The organism is Parvularcula oceani (genome assembly GCF_000733125.1).
In the GTDB taxonomy this organism is placed as follows: domain Bacteria; phylum Pseudomonadota; class Alphaproteobacteria; order Caulobacterales; family Parvularculaceae; genus Parvularcula; species Parvularcula oceani.
In genome coordinates, this window is sequence record NZ_JPHU01000003.1 from 170,061 (window position 1) to 186,075 (window position 16,015).

Annotated in this window: 13 protein-coding genes and 1 other RNA gene; 1 reads left to right on the forward strand and 13 read right to left on the reverse strand. The window is 69.4% G+C overall.

Going from position 1 to position 16,015, the window contains the following annotated elements; genetic code table 11:
- Positions 1–8: 8 nt before the first annotated feature.
- From murG to rnpB, 11 genes are all read right to left on the reverse strand, one after another.
- Positions 9–1,118: an undecaprenyldiphospho-muramoylpentapeptide beta-N-acetylglucosaminyltransferase gene (gene murG / locus IE88_RS0105015; RefSeq protein WP_031551070.1), complete on the reverse strand. Its 1,110-nt coding sequence runs from the start codon at positions 1,116–1,118 to the stop codon at positions 9–11.
- A complete protein-coding gene (locus tag IE88_RS0105020; RefSeq protein WP_036766619.1) occupies positions 1,115–2,242 on the reverse strand; it encodes an FtsW/RodA/SpoVE family cell cycle protein in 1,128 nt (375 codons plus the stop codon). Before IE88_RS0105020 ends, murG begins: the two co-directional genes overlap by 4 nt.
- Positions 2,235–3,587 (reverse strand): Mur ligase family protein, encoded by a 1,353-nt coding sequence (locus IE88_RS0105025; protein ID WP_156032382.1) that lies wholly within the window; start codon positions 3,585–3,587, stop codon positions 2,235–2,237. The genes IE88_RS0105020 and IE88_RS0105025 overlap by 8 nt, the downstream gene beginning before the upstream one ends.
- Before the next feature lie 11 nt (positions 3,588–3,598).
- Entirely contained in the window at positions 3,599–4,708 is a 1,110-nt protein-coding gene (gene mraY, locus IE88_RS0105030; RefSeq protein WP_031551078.1) for a phospho-N-acetylmuramoyl-pentapeptide-transferase, read from the reverse strand.
- Positions 4,709–4,716: 8 nt separating this feature from the next.
- On the reverse strand, positions 4,717–6,162 hold the full coding sequence (locus tag IE88_RS0105035) for a UDP-N-acetylmuramoyl-tripeptide--D-alanyl-D-alanine ligase (protein WP_031551081.1): 1,446 nt from the start codon (positions 6,160–6,162) through the stop codon (positions 4,717–4,719).
- 17 nt (positions 6,163–6,179) lie between these two features.
- Entirely contained in the window at positions 6,180–7,631 is a 1,452-nt protein-coding gene (locus IE88_RS0105040) for a UDP-N-acetylmuramoyl-L-alanyl-D-glutamate--2,6-diaminopimelate ligase (protein ID WP_031551084.1), read from the reverse strand.
- Positions 7,628–9,370: a peptidoglycan D,D-transpeptidase FtsI family protein gene (locus IE88_RS0105045; RefSeq protein WP_051881528.1), complete on the reverse strand. Its 1,743-nt coding sequence runs from the start codon at positions 9,368–9,370 to the stop codon at positions 7,628–7,630. The genes IE88_RS0105040 and IE88_RS0105045 overlap by 4 nt, the downstream gene beginning before the upstream one ends.
- On the reverse strand, positions 9,367–9,747 hold the full coding sequence (locus tag IE88_RS0105050; protein ID WP_031551094.1) for an FtsB/FtsL family cell division protein: 381 nt from the start codon (positions 9,745–9,747) through the stop codon (positions 9,367–9,369). Before IE88_RS0105050 ends, IE88_RS0105045 begins: the two co-directional genes overlap by 4 nt.
- Positions 9,744–10,745 carry a 16S rRNA (cytosine(1402)-N(4))-methyltransferase RsmH gene (gene rsmH, locus IE88_RS0105055; RefSeq protein ID WP_036766620.1) on the reverse strand — a complete coding sequence of 334 codons (1,002 nt, stop codon included), beginning with the start codon at positions 10,743–10,745 and terminating at the stop codon, positions 9,744–9,746. Before rsmH ends, IE88_RS0105050 begins: the two co-directional genes overlap by 4 nt.
- Positions 10,742–11,272: a division/cell wall cluster transcriptional repressor MraZ gene (locus tag IE88_RS0105060; RefSeq protein WP_051881529.1), complete on the reverse strand. Its 531-nt coding sequence runs from the start codon at positions 11,270–11,272 to the stop codon at positions 10,742–10,744. Before IE88_RS0105060 ends, rsmH begins: the two co-directional genes overlap by 4 nt.
- A gap of 210 nt (positions 11,273–11,482) precedes the next feature.
- An RNA gene (gene rnpB / locus IE88_RS17175) (RNase P RNA component class A) lies at positions 11,483–11,868 on the reverse strand.
- Between the two features lie 65 nt (positions 11,869–11,933).
- Here rnpB and IE88_RS0105065 point away from each other — a divergent pair.
- Entirely contained in the window at positions 11,934–13,355 is a 1,422-nt protein-coding gene (locus tag IE88_RS0105065) for a UDP-N-acetylmuramate--L-alanine ligase (protein ID WP_081871446.1), read from the forward strand.
- A gap of 278 nt (positions 13,356–13,633) precedes the next feature.
- Here the strand turns inward: IE88_RS0105065 and IE88_RS16320 are convergent, their stop codons facing one another.
- Positions 13,634–14,356, reverse strand: a complete 723-nt coding sequence (locus IE88_RS16320; RefSeq protein WP_156032384.1) for a hypothetical protein — start codon at positions 14,354–14,356, stop codon at positions 13,634–13,636.
- Between the two features lie 193 nt (positions 14,357–14,549).
- Positions 14,550–15,998, reverse strand: coding sequence for an amidohydrolase family protein (locus IE88_RS0105080; RefSeq protein ID WP_162178300.1), 1,449 nt, complete (start codon positions 15,996–15,998; stop codon positions 14,550–14,552).
- Positions 15,999–16,015: the final 17 nt, after the last annotated feature.

Below are 16,015 nucleotides of genomic sequence, written 5' to 3' on the forward strand. Positions count from 1 at the left end.
ATTCGAGGCTAGTCGCTCGCCTCTAGCAGCCTCTCGGCGAGGTCGGCTAGCCTTGCCGCGGCATCGTCCGGCAGGCATTGCGCCGCCCCGTCCGCCATGGCTTTCAGGCGCTCCGGCGCGTCCAGGAGGGGCTCGAGGACGGCCGCCGCGCCTTGCGCGGTCAGCTCCTCCTCGAGAAGGACTCGCGCGGCGCCGACCGCTTCCAGCACCTCGGCATTGGCCCGCTGATGATCGTCCATCGCGATCCCGAGCGGCACGAGCAGCGCGGGACGGCCGATCACGGCCAGCTCCGTCACGCTGGACGCGCCGGACCGCGCGACCACGAGGTGGGCGTCCCTCATGCGTTGGGGCAGGTCGGAGAAGAAGGGCGCGAGCTCCGCCACTATGCCTGCGTCGCGATAGGTACGCTCGACCGCGTCCTTTTCCTCGTCGCGCACCTGCTGGACGACGCGCAGCCTGCGGCGCAGCGCTTCTGGCAGCGATGCCAGCGCGGGCGGAAAGATCCGGCTGAACAGGCTCGCGCCCTGGCTGCCGCCGAAGACGAGAAGCGAGAGCGCCTCTTCTTCCCCCGGCAGGGTGAAAGGCGCAGCCGCGGCGCGGACGCCGTCGCGCACCGGATTGCCCGTCTGGACCACCTCGCCGCGCACGGCCGGCAGGCGGTCGAGCCGCGGGAAGGCATGGGCGACGAAATCCGCGCTCGGCGCGACCCGCCTGTTGACCCGGCCCAGCACGGCGTTCTGTTCGTGGATACCATGGGTCCGCCGCCCCAGCCTCGCGGCGAGCATGGCGGGCGCCGAGGGATAGCCGCCAAAGCCGACCACCAGCGCCGGGTCCGCCTTCTTGATCGCCGAGCGCGCCTGCCACAGCCCCGCGGCCATGGCCTGCATCATCGCGACCTTGGCGCCGGCCCCGCGCACATTCGGATTGGCCGCCTTGAGCTCTACGATTTCGTCGGCCGGGAAGCCCTCGGCGAAGCGCAGGCCCCGCGCATCGGTCAGAAGGAGGATGCGCCAGCCGCGCCGCCGCATCTCCTCGGCCAGCGCCTGCGCGGGAAACATGTGCCCGCCCGTCCCGCCGGCTGCCAGCGCGACGGTGCCCCGCGATCCTGCCGCCGTCACGCCTGCGGCCGCCGGGTCAGCGCCAGAAGCAGGCCCATGGTGATGCCGGTGGCGACCAGAGACGAGCCGCCATAGCTGATGAAGGGCAGCGTCATCCCCTTGGCGGGCAGGACCGATAGGTTCACCCCGATATTGACCATGGCCTGGAAGGCGAGCTGCGCGGACAGACCCGCCACGGCGCAGCGCAGGAAGACCGACTGCGTCTCGCCGGCGAAGCGGAAGCCCCGCATCACGATGGCCGCGAAGAGCGCGAGGATCAGCGCGCAGAGGAGGAAGCCGAACTCCTCGCCCGCCACGGCGAAGATGAAGTCCGTATGCGCATCGGGCAGCGAGGCCTTCACGCCCTCCGTGCCCTTGACGTCATGGCCGAGGACGCCGCCGCCCGAGATCGCCTCGAGCGCCTTGTCGGTCTGATAGGTGTCGCCGCTTCCGGGCGACAAGAAGCGGTCGATGCGGCTCTGCACGTGCGGGGCGACATGATAGCCGACCGCCAGGGCGCCTGCCGCGGCCGCGCCGAGCGAGGCGATCCAGGCCCAGGACCAGCCCGCGATGAAGAACATCACGCCCCAGATCGCCGTCAGCAGGATCCACTGGCCGTAATCGGGCTGCGCGAGCAGCGTTCCGGCGCAGGCGAGGTAGAGCGCGAGGCTGACGAGGCCGCCCGGGAAGCTCCTGTCCCGCGCGCCCTCGGCGAGGAACCAGGCGCTGGCGATGACGAAGCCGGGCTTCATGAATTCCGAGGGCTGGACGCTGAAGGCGCCGAGATCGAGCCAGCGATGCGCGCCCTTGATCTCGGGGCCGATGAGGATCGCCGCCATCATGCCGAAAACCGCGCCGGCGCCGAGGACCGCGCCGAAGCGGCGCACGGCGAGCGGCGGCAATGTGGACAGGATCGCCATCACGCCGACCGCCGGAATGAGGAAGACGATCTGGCGCTCGACGAAGTGCAGCGGGTTGGAGATCCCGATCCGGCCCGCCGCCACGGGGCCCGCAGCCGTGCACAGGACGAGCCCGATCAGGATCAGCGCGCCGGTCAGCGTGACCAGCGGCCTGTCGATCTCGCTCCACCAGCGCGCGATTTCTCCCGAAGGCGCATGTCTCCGCGCCAGCGTCATCTCAGCCATGCTGCGCCTGCCTCGTCTCGCTGCCTTCACCGATCAGTTTCCGGAACTCCGCCGGGTCCGATGCGCAGCCCGGCGAATAGAGTATGACGGGCGCCGCCCCCGGCGTCGCGTCCGCATAGGCGCGGGCTTCCCGGCGCGCGGCGCCGAGTGCGCTCGGCAGGTCGGAATGAAGGCTCGCCCCGCGGATCGCCTTGCCCGATCCGACGACATAGGCGCCGCGCAGCGAAGGAGCCTGCCCGAGCACTTTCGCCGCCACCTCGCGGGAGCCGATCCAGAAGACTTCCGAGCACCCCGCTAGCGCCATCTCGACGGAGCGGGCGCAGCGCGAGCGGCTGTCGTCGATATAGAGAATGCGCCCCTCGCTGCCGATCGTCTCGAAGCGGCCGGGCAGACCCTGATAGCTGTAGAGCGCGCGCATGATGAGCGGCGGCGCGACATCGAGGGTCAGGCAGGCGGCGATGGCGGCGGCGGCGTCCTGGTTGAGGTGGGGACCGGCCAGGGCGGTCGCGCGGCTGAAATCGCCCAAGGGCTGGGTCTTCCCGTGCTGGGAGGAATAGGCGAGGCCCGACAGGGCGAAGACGCCGTGGCCGAGGCTCGCTTCGCCCGAGACCGGGATCACCCGCGCCGCGCCGACCTTGGCCGCATCGCCCGATTGCAGGGCCGTGCAGATCTTCTGGCCGAGCCCGTCATCGACGCCGATCACGGCGGCATCGCCCGGCGCGTGGTGGCGGAAGACGCGCATCACGGCGCGAAGGGCGGTGTCGAGCCCCTGCCGCTCGCCGCATGTGCCGAGGCCCAGCATGACGGAGATGTCGCAGCGGAATTTGCGCGCCGCGCTCAGGCGGCTGACGGGCAGCTCCATGACATAGGTCGCCTCCGGCCCCGCCATCGGCAGGGCGAGGCAGGGCACGTCGGAGCCTCCGAGGATCGGCTTGCCCTTATTGGCCCGCAGGACATGGGCGATCAGCGAGGTGGTGACGGATTTGCCCGCCGCACCGGTCACGCCGATCACCTTGGGACGCGCGTCTTCTGGCAGCGCCTCGATCGCGGCGGAGAAGAGGTCGAGATCGGTCAGGACCGGGATCCTGGCCGCCTTGGCCTGGGGCAGCAGCGCCTTGGCGATGCCGGCCACGCCCCCGTCGCAAAGGACGATGCCGTCCAGCCCTTCGAGGGAGGCGCGCGGCCCCTTTGCCGGATGGCGGACCCCTTCCCTGCGCGCCGCATCGTCGTCCCAGACCGTCACGCGGGCGCCGCTCTCCGCGAGCGCATCCGCAGCCGCCCGGCCCGCCGGGCCGAGGCCGAGCACGCGAACGGAACGATCCTTCATCTGCGGAAGCGGGAACACGGGTCTCTCCATCAACGCAGCTTGAGCGAGCTCAGGCCGACCAGAGCGAGGATCACGGCGATGATCCAGAAGCGGATGACCACGGTCGGCTCCTTCCATCCCATCTGCTCGAAGTGGTGGTGAACGGGCGCCATCTTGAACACCCGCTTCCCTGTCAGCTTGAAGCTGGCGATCTGGATCATCACCGATAACGCTTCGAACACGAACAATCCACCGATGATGGCGAGCACGATCTCGTGCTTGGCAGCCACGGCAATCGCGCCGAGCGCGCCGCCCAGGGACAGCGAGCCCGTATCGCCCATGAAGATCATGGCCGGCGGCGCGTTGAACCACAGGAAGCCGAGGCCCGCGCCGACCATGGCGCCGCAGATCACGGCGAGCTCGCCGACCTCGGGCACGTACACGATCTGGAGATAATCCGCGTAAATGGCGTTCCCGGTCAGATAGGCGATCGCACCGAAGCTCGCCGCCGCGATCATCACCGGCACGATGGCGAGGCCGTCGAGCCCGTCCGTCAGGTTCACCGCATTGGACGAGCCGACGATGACGATGGCGGCGAAGGGGATCATGCCGAACAGGGTCAGCGGGATGAACAGCCCCTTGACGAAGGGAAGAGCGATGCCCGTCGCGATGCGCGGGTCGATGCCCTGCGTCGTCTTGAGGAACAGGACGCAGGCCGCCCCCGCGATGAAGGCGATCAGGAACTGGAAGAAGAGCTTGCCCGAGCCGACGACGCCGCGCGTGTTCTGCTTGGTCACCTTCAGATAGTCGTCGAAGAAGCCCAGGAGGCCGAACCCGGCCGTCACGCCGATGACCACCCACACATAGAGATTGTCGAGCGGCGCCCAAAGCAGCGTCGAGACGAGCATGCAGAACAGGATCAACAGCCCGCCCATGGTCGGCGTGCCGGCCTTTTCGATCACGTGGCTCTGCGGGCCGTCCTCGCGGATCGGCTGCCCCTTGCCCTGCTTCTTCCGCATCCAGCCGATCATGGCCGGCCCGAACAGGAAGGCGAGGAAGAGCGCGGTCATCACCGCTCCGCCGGTCCGGAATGTGATGTACCGGAACACGTTGAAGAGCGGGAATTCGCCCGAAAGGGGATAGAGGAGGTGGTAGAGCATGAGGTCCTTCAGCGCGCCTCCGCACGGGCCAGCAGCGCCTCGATCAGCGCGCCGACGCGCGAGGCGTTCGATCCCTTGAACAAGAGCACGTCGCCGTCGTGCAAATCCGTGATCAGATCATCTGCCAGGGACGCCGCGGCATCGGCGTGAAGCCCGCGCATGGCGGACGGCAGGACGTCGCGCAGCGCGGCCATGTCGGCGCCCGCGGTGTGGATGCGGGCAATGCCCGCTCCTTCGAGCGGCTCCGCCAGTTCGGCGTGAAGCTGCCGGCTTCCCTGTCCGAGCTCGCGCATGTCGCCCAGGATCGCGATCCTGCGCCCCTCGCCCCGCGGCACCGCATCGCCCAGCGTGCGGATCGCCGCGCGCATGGAGGCGGGATTGGCGTTGTAGCTCTCGTCGAGCAGCGTCACGGACTTCCCGCCGAGGCGGACTTCGTGCCGGGCGCCGCGCCCGCTGCCGGGGCGGAAGGTCTCGAGCCCCGCGAGCGCCGCGCCGAGATCGGCGCCCGCCGCCCGCGCGGCCGCGAGCACGGCCATGGCGTTGACCGCCTGGTGACGGCCGGGCGCGGCGAGGCGGAAGCGCAAGGTTTCGCCGCCGATGGAAGCCTCCACCCGCGCGCCTTCCGCGCCGGGCTCATAACCCATCAGCCGCACATCGGCTCCCTCGCCCGAACCGAAGGAGACGATCCGCGCCACGCCCGCCTCCTCCGCCCTGCGGCGCAGAAGCGGGTAATAGCGGTTGTCGGCGGGCAGGACGGCGGTCCCGCCCCGGCGGATGCCGAGCAGGATCTCCGCCTTGGCCTCGGCGATCTCGTCGACCGAGGAGAAGAATTCGAGATGCGCCGCCTCGACCGTGGTGATGATCGCGACATGCGGGCGGACGAGCCGCGTCAGCGGCGTGATCTCGCCCGCATGGTTCATGCCGATCTCGAAGACGCCGTAATCGGCATCCGAGGGCAGCGCGGCGAGGGTCAGCGGCACGCCGAGGTGATTGTTGAAGCTCGCCGCCGCCGCATGGACTTCGCCGCAGGCGGACAGAGCCGATCTCAGCATCTCCTTGACCGAGGTCTTGCCCGCGCTGCCGGTCACGCCGATCAGCCTGCCGAAGCAGCGGTCGCGCGCCGCCGCCGCCAGGCCGTGAAGCCCACTCATCGTATCGGGCACGACCAGGAGCGGCGCGCCCTCGGGCGCATCCTGCGGCGCGCGCGAGACGAGCGCGGCGGAGGCGCCGGCGCGGAAGGCCTGCTGCACGAAGTCATGGCCGTCGCGGGCATCGCGGACGGCGACGAAGATCTCGCCGGGACGCAGGGTCCGGGTGTCGATCGACAAGCCGCTCGCGGTCCACTCCTCCTCGGGCAGGCGGTCGGCCTGCCAGGAGGGCGCCTCGCCGCGCGCGGTCAGAAGGCCGCCGGTCGCGGCCGCGGCCTCGAATGCGGTCCAGAGCGGTCCGCTCATCAAACCCTCCCACGCTCTCACGACGCGGCGGAGGCCGCGCGTGCGGCCTCTTGCGCGATGGCGACGTCGTCGAAGGGGTAGGTGACCTCGCCGACGATCTGGTATTTCTCGTGCCCCTTGCCCGCGATCAGCAGGACGTCTCCGGGGCCGAGCGCCTCGACCGCCTCCTGGATCGCGGCGGCGCGGTCGGGCACGATCCGCGCGCCGGGCGCGCCTTCGGCCACGGCTTCGCGGATCGGGCCGGGCGCCTCGGTGCGGGGGTTGTCGTCGGTGACGATGACCCGCTCGGCGCCTTCGGCCGCGGCCCGTCCCATCAGGGGGCGTTTGGTTCTGTCCCGGTCGCCGCCCGCGCCGAGCACGATATGGACCTCGCCCTCCGCATGCGGCCGGATGGCGGCCAGCGCGGTCGAGACCGCGTCGGGCGTGTGGGCATAGTCGACATAGATCGCCGCCTCGCCGCCCCGGACGCGCTTGGTTCCGGCGTGCTGCATGCGGCCGGGCGCGGCGCTGAGATGTTCGAGCGCGGGCAGGACGGCGCTGTCGTCATGTCCGCTCGTCAGGGCCAGCCCTGCGGCCACGAGCGCGTTGTCGGCCTGGAAGGCGCCGATCAGCGGCAGGCTCAGGGCATGGGTGCGCCCCTCCACCTCGACTTCCATGCGCAGGCCGGTCGGCAGGGGCTCGAGGGAGCGCAGCATCAGGCGCTCGCCCTTGCGCCCGACCGAGCACACCCGGCGCCCCGCGCCCAGGGTCGCGGCGATGACCTCCGCGCTGCCCGCGCCGTCCGCGCCGATGACCGCCGTCTCGCCCTCGGGCAGGAGTTCGGTCACGAGGCGCAGCTTGGCCGCGAGGTAATCGGCGAAGTCGCCGTGATAATCGAGATGGTCCTGGGTGATATTGGTGAAGGCGGCCTGGCTGAACCGCACGCCGTCCGCCCTGTGCTGGGCGAGGCCGTGCGAGGACACTTCCATGGCGAGATGGGTCGTGCCGAGCCGGGCCATGGTCGAGAGGACCTGGTGGATCTCGACCGGGTCCGGCGTCGTGTGCCGCAGGGCATAGTCATAGCCGGGCGCGAAGGCGCCGAGCGTTCCGAGCGTGCCCGAGGGATGGCCGAGCGCGGTCCAGAGCTGCGCGGCGAAGCGGGCGACCGAGGTCTTGCCGTTCGTTCCGGTGATCCCGGCGACGTGGCGCGGCTGGCCCGGATGCAGGCTCATCGCGATCTGCGCCAGCGTCAGGCGGGGTTCCTCGCTTTCGATCACGGGCACAGGGGCCTGGGTCCCCGGCAGCGCGAGCACGGCCACCGCGCCCGCTTCGACCGCCTGCGGAATGAAGCGGCGCCCATCGGCCTGGCTGCCCGGCAATGCGGCGAAAAGATAGCCCGGCTCGACCGCCCGGCTGTCGGCCGTGACGCCCGCCACCTCGACCGCCGGCAGGTTGCGGGCAAGGGCGGTGAGGTCCTGCAATGTCGTCATAGAGCCGCCTCCGTCAGCAGGCGCGCCATGGCATCGAGGTCCTGCGGCTCGCCCGCGCCGCGCTGCAGGCCGATGAAGCCGTCGAGCGCCACCGCATCGCCGACCGGCATCAGGCCGAGGGTCGGCGCGGCCCGCTCCACCACCCGGCGGAAGATCGGGGCCGCGGTGTAGCCCGCGGTGGCGAAGCCATAGGTCTTGGCGATGCCCTGAGGCTCGTCGAGCGAGACCAGAAGGACATATTGCGGATCATAGCCCGGAAAGGCGCCGACGAAGCTCGAGATCAGCTTGCGCTCGTTATAGCCGCCGCCGCCCGGCTTGTCGGCCGTCGCCGTCTTGCCGATGGCGTGATAGCCGTGCGCTTCGGCATTCCTGCCCGTCCCGTCCGTCATCACCCGGCGCAGCGCGACGCGCAGGGCGGCGCTCGTCTCGGGGCTGAAGACCGGCCGGGTTTTCACGGGCGTGTCCTCGAGGAAGCGCGGCGTGACATAGGTGCCGCCATTGACGACGGCGGCGAAGGCCGCTGCGAGCTGGAGCGGCGTGACCGCGATGCCGTGCCCGTAGGATGCGGTGGCAAGCTCCGCCTCGCCCCATTGGGGCGGAAGCTGGGGCTGGCGCGCCTCAGGCAGGTCTGTCTTCAGCGGCTCTGTCAGGCCGAGCATGCCGAGCGTCTCCACGAAGCTCTTCTCGCCCAGGCGCTGGGCGATCTGGATCGTCCCGATATTCGACGAGTACTGAAGGACTTCCGAGACCGTCAGCGGATGCGGCTTGCGGCTGTAATCCTCGATCTGCCAGCGGCCGACCGTGATCGGCTTGCTGACGTCGAAGCGTTCGGACTGCGTGACGACGCCTTTCTCGATGGCGGCGGCCACCGTGATCGGCTTGAAGGCGGAGCCGAGCTCATAGGCGTCGGACACGGCGCGGTTCCGGCGCGCATCGGCGCGGCTGTCGCCGGGGCGGTTGGGGTCGTAGTCCGGCAGGCTCGCCAGGGCGACGACATCGCCCGTGCGGGCATCCATCAGAACGCCCCACCCGGCCTTGGCGGAGAAGGTCTCGATGGCCGCGCCGATCTCGTCCTCGAGGACCTGCTGCACCGCCACGTCGAGCGTCAGGCGAACCGATCCCGCCTCGTCCATGCCGTCGAGGGACTTCTCGATCCCGACCGCGCCGCCGCGCCCCGGAATGGTGTAGCCGAGGACATGCCCTGCGAGCTCGCCCTGCGGATAGACCCGCGCGCGGCCCGGCGGAAAGCGCATGCCCGGCAGGCCGAGCGCCACCACCGCCGCGCGCTCAGTCTCGCTGATATCGGACCGCAGATAGGCGTAGCGGCCATCGGCGAGGCGCTCGGTGAGCCAGTCCCTGCGGATATCGGGGAACAGGCCGGTCAGCGCGGCGACCGTCTCCTCGACGTCCCAGACGTCGCGCCCGTCAATGCCGAGGCCGTAAGTGTCCCGGTTCATGATCAAAGGGCGGCCCTCGCGGTCGAGGACTTCCGCCCGCATGTCGGAGGAATTGGCGGCGCGCACGAGCGCGATCTCCTCCTCCATGCCGAAGGAGACATAAGCGAGCCTCACGCCCAGAAGGCAGAACACGCACAAGAAGGCGCCCAGCACCAGGCGCACGCGGCCGATCATCTCCGCCCCGCCGCCCGTATCGGCGACAGCCCCGCCATGCGCCTCGTCATAGGTGACGCGGACGCTCGGGCGGGACTTCAGGCCCGCATCGGCGCTGTGCAGGCTCATGGCCGGCCTCCGGGCGCATGCGCCGGATCGGACATGGTGATCGCATTGCCGATGATGTCCGAGGCCGCGTCGACGCTGTCATCGCGGCCCGCCGGACGGCCGATCCGCTCGGCGAATTCCGAGCGGGTCGTGAGCTGCTCGGCCCTCGCCGGGGCCAGCTTTATCGTCTGCGCGTTCAGCTCCTCGAGGCGGGCGGCGGATTCGAGGACCTCGACCTCCAGGCGCAGCCGCTGGGCCTTCTCCTCCTCGGCGAGGCGCGCCGCCTCGACCTCCGACAGCTCGGAGCGGGCGGCCCGCACATCGGCCTCGGCATGATAGCGCCCGGCGGCTGCGGCCGCGAGCGCCAGACAGAGGATCGGAGTGACGATACGCATCATGCAGCCCAGCGCGTTTGAAGATCGGAAAAGGTGATCGGCGGCGCCCCCAGCCGGCGCAGCCTCTCTTCGGTCCAGGGGCGCAGCGGCGCTTCGGTCCGCGCGGCCACCCGCAGCTTCGCCGAGCGCGCGCGCGGATTGGCGGCGACCTCGTCCCGGCCCGCCGCGACCGCCTTGCGCCCGACCGCTTCGAGCGTGGCGGGCGCGCCCTCGGCTTCCGGCATGTGGCGCGAGCGCGTCTCGGCGGCGCCCGAGGCTTCGGCGAAGAACCGCTTCACGATGCGGTCCTCGAGCGAATGGAACGAGACGACCGACAGCCGCCCGCCCCCGCGCAGCACCGCCTCCGCCGCGATCAGCCCCCGGACGACCTGGCCCAGCTCGTCATTCACCAGGATCCGGATCGCCTGGAACATGCGCGTCGCGGGATGGATCTTCTCGCGATTGCCCAGGGCCGCCTCCGCGATCCCGGCCAGCCGCCCGGTCGTCTCGATCGGCGAGGCTTCGCGCTCGGCCACGATGGCCTTGGCGAGGCGCCGCGAGCGGCGGTCCTCTCCATACTGATAGATCACGTTGGCGATGTCGGCCTCGTCCGCCTCGTTGACGAAGGCGCTCGCCCGCTCGCCCTGGCCCATGCGCATGTCGAGGGGGCCGTCCTTCATGAAGGAGAAGCCGCGCTCGCCCTGGTCGATCTGCATCGACGACACGCCGAGATCGAAGACCACGCCGTCCACCGGCGCCGCGCCGCGCTCTTCGAGCGCCTCGGCCATCCGGTCGAAGGGCGCCTCGATCAGGACGAGGCGGCCTTCCGCCGCCTCCGCTCGCGCCCTGCCGTTCACGATGGCCGAAGGGTCGCGGTCGAAGGCGAAGACGCGGGCGCCCGCGTCGAGGAGGATGCCGCTATAGCCGCCTCCGCCGAAGGTCGCGTCGACATAGGCGCCGCCCTCTTGCGGCAAGAGCGCCTCAGTCGCCTCGCGGGCGAGGACGGGGATGTGCCCGCTCATGCCTCGCGCCTCCGCACGACGGAGGGAAGCGTTCTCGCCTTGAAGGTCTCGCGGTGGCGGCTCGCGGCGGCGCGCGCCGCGGCGCGGCGCTCGGCGAGATGTTCGGGCGAGGCGATGACGAAGCGCTGCCCGCGCCCCGCAAAGGCCGCCATGCCATCGAGCCCCGCATGCTCGCGAAGGGCGGGCGGCAGAATGATGCGGCCATTGTCGTCGAAGGACAGGCGCTGCGTGTCCTCGGTGATCGTCTCTTCGAGCGCCCAGCGCTCCTCGTCATAGACGTCCATGCCGTCGATCAGGGACAGCATCAGCCCGATCAGCTCCTCGCCGCCGCATTCGATGACGGGATCGGTCAGGGAGGGCAGCGCATAGAGCGGCGCGCCGGCCTCGCCGAGCGCGCGGCGGAAGTCGGCGGGCACCGAGACGCGCCCCTTGGCGTCGATCTTGTTCTCGGCGCGGCCGACGAAACGGGCGGCATCGCGCGACCGCGTGCCCTCCTCCGTCTGCCGAACTGTCCCGAGAGCTTCCATGGCGGCGACGCAATTCTCCCGTGACGGCGAAAACCGGTCCGCCGCTGCTGCTGCTCAATTCGTGCCCCGAGAGTCCCCTTCGTGACGCTTGATGGGATATCATGGGATTTCGTGGCCGGTCAACGTGATCAGGAGGGTGTGGATAAAAGCTTAACGCCCGGAACACCGCGAGAACGCTGGGCTTTTTCGGCTGTAGAATCCGGGAGGTGGAGCGTCAGACGGCCTGTAAGCCGGGTTCTGTCCGGGGTGATTCCACCCCTGGGCGACCATTCCTCTGGTCCTGTCATCGCTGACAGGATCGAGCGACACACCCGGATGGCGGGGCGTGGCGGCGCGCCCTGCGCGCGTAAAGCGCGCACTGCCATCCCTACTCGGTCTTGCTCCGGGCGGGGCTTGCCATGCCTGTCCCATTGCTGGGCCAGCGGTGGGCTCTTACCCCACCCTTTCATCCTTACCCGCGGCTGGCGCGGGCGGTTTTCTTTCTGTGGCGCTTTCCCTCGGCTCGCGCCGGCCGGGTGTTACCCGGCGCCCTGCCGCCATGGAGCCCGGACTTTCCTCGAAGCGCCAAGGCGCCCCGCGGCCGCCCGGCCGTCTGACGGGAGCGAACTGCGCGCCCCGTCCGGCCTCGTCAAGCGCGCGCCATGCGGCTAACCCTTCGCGGATGAGCAAGACCGCACACATGATCGGCCTTTGCGGCGCAGGCATGTCCGCCGTCGCCCACCTCCTCCAGGAGGCAGGATACGAGGTCACGGGATCCGACGAAGGCTTCTATCCGCCTGTCTCCGACTATCTCACGCGCCTGGGGCTCGACTGCTCCGTCGGCTACCGCGCAGAGAACCTGCCGCAAGACCCCGACCTCGTCGTCATCGGCAAGAACGCCAAGCTCGTGCCCGAGACGAACGAAGAGGTCGCCGCCGCCCTCTCCCGCTTCGGCGACAGGGTCCGCTCCTTCCCGGAAGTCCTCGCGGAGCTGACCGAGGGCAGAGAGCGCATCGTCGTCGCCGGCTCCTACGGCAAGTCGAGCCTGACAAGCATCATCGTCCATTGCCTGAAGCAGGCGGGCAAGGAGCCCGGCTGGTTCATCGGCGCCATCCCCAAGGATCTCGACACATCCTCCAGCCTCGGCGGCGCCGGCCCCTTCGTCTTCGAGGGCGACGAGTATCCTTCGGCGAACTGGGACGAGCGGGCCAAGTTCCTGCACTACCAGCCCGACACGGTGGTCCTGACCTCGGCGACCCATGACCACGTCAACATCTACCCGACGCTCAACGACTACCACGCGCCCTTCCTCGACCTCCTCGAAGGGCTGTCGGCGCGCGGCGGGACGCTGATCGCCTGCACCGACGAAACCGAGGCCGCGCGCCTCTTCGGCGGCTATGTCGGCCCCAGGATCGCCTATGGCTTCGCCCCGCAGCGCGACTGGCAGGCGGTCAACGTCGCGCCCGGCGACCCCACCCGCTTCGCCCTGACCGCCAGCGCCGAGATGCACACGGATTTCACCACCACCCAGATCGGCCGCCACGCGGTCGAGAACATCACCGGCGCCGCCGCTCTCCTGATCGGCGGCGGCCATCTGACGGTGGAGGAATTCCGCGAAGGCATCGCCAGCTTCTCAGGGCTTACCCGCAGGCTCGACCGCAAGACCGACAGATCGCGCCTCATCCTCTACGAAGGCTTCGGCTCGTCCTACGAGAAGGCCCGGGCCGCCATCGGCGCCCTGCGCGAGCACTTCCCCGAAAAGCGCCTCACCGTCCTCTTCGAGCCGCACACCTTCACCTGGCGAAACCGCGCCGCCCTGCCCCAATACCGCAGCGCCTTTAACGACACCGCCCGCGTCTGGCTCTACGCTCCGCCGACCCAAGGCGCGGGCACGCACGACCAGGTCTCGCTCGACGAGATCCGAGAGGTCGCCGAAGCGAGCCACCCCGATATCCGCAGCTTCGGCCGGGACGAGGCCGAAGCCGTCATCCGCGCCGCCGACCCCGAAGAGGACGTGATCCTGATCCTGTCGTCAGGCAGCTTCGACGGCGCGCTGAGCGAGGTCATCGAAGCGGCGGAGCGGGTCTGGCCTGTTCGGGGCTGAGGCGGCCTCGGCACAGCATCCGCCTGTCGCGCTCCATAGGCACAGGACCAGCATTGAAACTATGGTACTGAGATGAAGTTCAGAGTCAGCGACGGTGTGTCCTACAAAGCCATCAATGCCGTCGTCTTCGTTCTTTTTCTGACTTTCGTTTTCGTCGGAGAGAGGCTCGAAAGCGAGACAAGAGGCGATATCCTGGTATGGATGATATGCCTTTTCATCGCCGCCCCTATCCTATCTTACATCGAACTCTCGCTCCGCAGAGAGCGTTGACCCGCCCCTCAGTCCGCGGCGGGGTCCTGCCCGGTCTGGAACATGATCGTCATCTTCCCGTCGATCTCGGCCCGCGCCTCTTCGCTGCTCGGCGCCGATCCGTCGGCATTGGGCGCATAGGCCTCGGCGATGATCCGCGCGAAGGCCGCGGGATCGATGCGCCGGTCCAGCTCCAGCTTCTCCAGCCTGCCGGCCAGCTGGGGCGACCGAACCGCAAGGTCGTCCGCGATCTTGCCGTCATGGGTGTCGGCGATGGTCGGATAGATGTAGCGGTTCCTGTCGGAGGTGGAGAGGCGTTTCGCCAGATTGGTGGCCTGATCGAGAAGGCTTTCGGGCAGCGCCTCGTGGTCGATCACGTCGAGCTTGATCGTTCCCAGATGCACCACGTCGCCGCCTTCCACCTCGAACGGCGCGAACCAGTAACGCATCATCGGGACGTCGCTCTCGCGGCTCTTCGAGTAGATCTCGGCAGCCAGGACGACATACTGCCCCGGCGACACCACCGCGCTGTCGGTGCGCGCCGCGGCCGTGATGTTCTCGTCCTGAACGTAGATCTTGTAGAGCTGGCTCGTGTCGAGATTGCCGAGGGTCAGCCAGCTGGCATGGAACTCGTCATTCCCCTCGAAGGCCGCGGCGATGACCGCCGCCTGCCCGCGCTCCACCCGATCAATCTCGGCGGCATCGAAAGCCTGCGGCCCCGTGGCGCAAGCCGTCAGCAGGATAGCCGACAAGCCGGCGATGAAAGCACTCGAAGCGCGGCTGAACCTCAAAACGAAACCCCTTCCAGAAGTCAAAGATCACAGGTCTGTGAGGGTTCCGCAGGGCCGTCAATCGGAATGTGGGACAGACGCCGACCCCGGGCGCCGCCGAGCGGACAGGCGCGCCTCGCCCAGACGGCAAGACGCGCCCGCTCACCCGAAAGCCTCAGTCGATCGCGTCGCCCTCGAGGGAAGCACGCGCGTCCCGCATCAACGCCTCCGGATCGAATTCGCGGCCATTCGACAGCACCGCCGCCACGGACCGTATATGGCGCAGGTCTTGCGCGGGGTCGCCGCGCAGAAAGACGACATCCGCTTCCAGCCCCTCTTCGATCCGCCCGGTGCGGTCCGCGAGATCGAGGAGTTTGGTGGCTTGGGAACTCGCCATGTTCAGGATGTCCCAGCGGCTGAGCCCGGCATCTTCGTGAAGGGCCATCTCGAAAGCGAGGAACGGGCCTCCGCCATTGCTGTCCGTCCCGATCATCATGGGCACGCCGGCATCGTGCAGCCGCCGGACGAATTCATAGAGCTTCGGCACGACCGCCTGAGCCCGGGCCAGGTCTTCGCCGGTCCAGCCTGCCGCGCCCGCAACCAGGAATTCCTGCGACGCCGCCAGGACATCCGGATGGATGTGCTGGAGGTCCTCGGCCGAAAACAGCGTCTCGAAGCCGCCGCCCCCATAGGTCAGGTGGTTGACCTGGAGCGTCATGTTCGTGGTCACGCCGTTCGCGCTGAGCGCGGAGAGCATGTCCTGGAAGAGCGGGCCGTCGAAGTCCGCGAATTCGAACCAGCGATAGGTATGCTTACTGTCCGGGCCAAGACCGTTCAGATAGTCCTGCCGCGCGCCTGGTTCCAGAAGGTCGGGGCTCGTCGGCAGCGCATGCTCCAGCCCGTCAATGCCGAGCGCCGCAGCCCGGCTCCAGCTCACCGCGTCGAGATGCGCGATGGCCGCAAGGCCGTGCCGGTGGGCGGCCTCGATACCGAGCCGAAGCTCGTCTTCGGTCAGGCTCGAATAGAGCTTGAAATAGCTCATGCCGAGCGCGGCCTGCCGCTCGGCCTCCTCGTCCCACTCCGCAGGCGTGGCCGGATAGGCGAACGCGTTCCCGCCAAAGGGCGGCGGCTGGATCACCGCGCCTGCATGCAGCGCTTCGGGACCGGCCCATGCGCCGCTGGCGACATTCTCGTCATATCGGGCATTGGCCACAGGATCGCCGCCGGGATTGCGGACCGTCGTGATCCCGGAGGCGAGAGCCATCCTGGCATGGAACTGCGTGATCCCGTCCACGCTTTCGATCGTCACCACCGGCGCGCCATCGGCCATCTCGACCGCATGCGGACCCGAGGTGATATGGGCATGTCCGTCCACAAGGCCGGGAAGCGCGAACAAGCCGGTCATGTCGCGCCTTTCGAGCCCCTCCCCCTGCGGCGGCCTGCCTTGGCCCTGCTCGGATATCGTCTCTCCTCGGACGATCATCCAGGAACGGGGCTCATGGGTCTTCGTGGCCGGATCGACGGCCGTGTAACCGAAATAGAGGGTGCCCGGCTCTGGTTCCGCCGTGCTCTGGCAGGCGGCCAGCAACGATAATCCGAGGAGCCATTTCATAGAGCGTCTCATGCGACCGACATCCTTTC

Coding starts and splice junctions, on each gene's coding strand:
- IE88_RS0105050 (WP_031551094.1), bottom strand. CDS start 9,747: ATGATGCGTATCGTCACTCCGATCCTCTGTCTGGCGCTCGCGGCCGCA.
- IE88_RS0105080 (WP_162178300.1), bottom strand. CDS start 15,998: ATGAGACGCTCTATGAAATGGCTCCTCGGATTATCGTTGCTGGCCGCC.
- rsmH (WP_036766620.1), bottom strand. CDS start 10,745: ATGAGCGGGCACATCCCCGTCCTCGCCCGCGAGGCGACTGAGGCGCTC.
- IE88_RS0105020 (WP_036766619.1), bottom strand. CDS start 2,242: ATGGCTGAGATGACGCTGGCGCGGAGACATGCGCCTTCGGGAGAAATC.
- IE88_RS0105035 (WP_031551081.1), bottom strand. CDS start 6,162: ATGAGCGGACCGCTCTGGACCGCATTCGAGGCCGCGGCCGCGACCGGC.
- IE88_RS0105040 (WP_031551084.1), bottom strand. CDS start 7,631: ATGACGACATTGCAGGACCTCACCGCCCTTGCCCGCAACCTGCCGGCG.
- IE88_RS0105045 (WP_051881528.1), bottom strand. CDS start 9,370: ATGAGCCTGCACAGCGCCGATGCGGGCCTGAAGTCCCGCCCGAGCGTC.
- IE88_RS0105065 (WP_081871446.1), top strand. CDS start 11,934: ATGAGCAAGACCGCACACATGATCGGCCTTTGCGGCGCAGGCATGTCC.
- IE88_RS0105060 (WP_051881529.1), bottom strand. CDS start 11,272: ATGGAAGCTCTCGGGACAGTTCGGCAGACGGAGGAGGGCACGCGGTCG.
- mraY (WP_031551078.1), bottom strand. CDS start 4,708: ATGCTCTACCACCTCCTCTATCCCCTTTCGGGCGAATTCCCGCTCTTC.